Genomic DNA, 1,276 nt, shown 5'->3' with positions numbered 1-1,276 from the left:
GCACCGAACAGTCGGGCGGCCTGGTCCGGCCGGGGCACGACGAAGATGCCGACACCTTCGACCAGGGGCTGGTCGGGCTCCGACTCCAGCGCGATCGTGCCGACCGCGGTGATCTTCCGGTCGGCGACCTCGACGACCTGGCCGACCACGAGCAGTGGAGCCAGCAGCGGGACCGGCCGGCGGTACCGGGTGGACAGGGAGACGGTGAGGCCGGACCGGCCACTCGCGCTGACGACGTCGCCCAGGATCTGGTCGAGCATCATGGCGCTCATCCCACCGTGCAGGTAGCCGCGCGGCCCCTGGTAGGGCAGGCCGAGGGTGGCACGGCCGGTGAGGACCCCGTCCACCAGTGTGGTCTCGACCCAGGGCGCGATCGGGTTGGCCCGCCCGATGACCGGGTTGTGCAGCCACATCTTCGCGGCCGGGTCGTCCAGCGGCGCCGGTTCACCGACGTCGCGCTGCTCGGCGGTCAACGCGGGCAGGCACTCGGTGATCCGGGCGGCGATGTCGAGCAGGGTCTCGGTCGGCACAAGCGTGCGCACGGTGGCATCGGTCAACGCGCGCACGGCCGCGCCGAGCTGCGCGGCCGCGTCACGCCGGGCCGCCATGCCGTCCGCGGGCGAGAGGGGCGACGGGGTCGGTTCCTCCCAGGCGGGCCGCGCCACCGCCGCGGCCTGACGCGGCAACCCCAGCTTCTCCAGAGCAGCGTCCACGGCGTTATCCACCCGTTTCCTCGGCGCCTGGCGGCGCGTCGTCTCGTCGGTCACCTCGCGCACCGGGACGGCCGTGGCGCGCCGCCGCCAAAGCCCCGCCCACCGTGCCCGCCGCGCCGCGGTCAGGAGCAAAGGGAGAACGGCACCGCCTGGTGCCCGGCGGGCCTGCGCCACCCCTCGTCGGGTGAACACGCGCCCCCGGTCGATCCCATCCGCACTGAACGTTCATCGCGGTGACGTCTCAGCCACACGCCGGAACCGAGTTGAGAATACCCCGCCGACCTGTTGACGGTCGCTCGACAGTTCGCCTGGTGCGCGTGGGGTGCGCCGCTCCGACTGGGCTTCTGTAGGCCCCCGCCCCCACCCGGCTGACACCGGCAACGCCTGAAAGGCCTGCACTACCGGGATGTTTCTGCCTCGTGACGACGGCCGGCCGGACCCGCGCCCCGACGGGGGTGCACTTCGTGAGCGAGATCACCCTGGATCTTCCGTGTACGGTCGGTCCTGCGCCCCCAACATTCAAACGCTCAACAGAGTGCACTGAACTCCCGCCGCCTCCCCAC

At 72.4% G+C, this 1,276-nt stretch carries 1 protein-coding gene; it reads right to left on the bottom strand.

Annotated elements, in window-relative coordinates:
* Window positions 1–713: PaaI family thioesterase (locus tag NBZ85_RS31190; protein ID WP_261563430.1), on the bottom strand; the 713-nt coding region annotated here is incomplete at its 3' end.
* Window positions 714–1,276 lie beyond the last annotated feature (563 nt).

Origin of the sequence: Frankia tisae (assembly GCF_025403405.1) — a bacterium.
GTDB lineage: Bacteria > Actinomycetota > Actinomycetes > Frankiales > Frankiaceae > Frankia > Frankia tisai.
The sequence above is the reverse complement of the archived record's forward strand: the minus strand, read 5'-3'. Positions and strand labels throughout refer to the sequence as shown.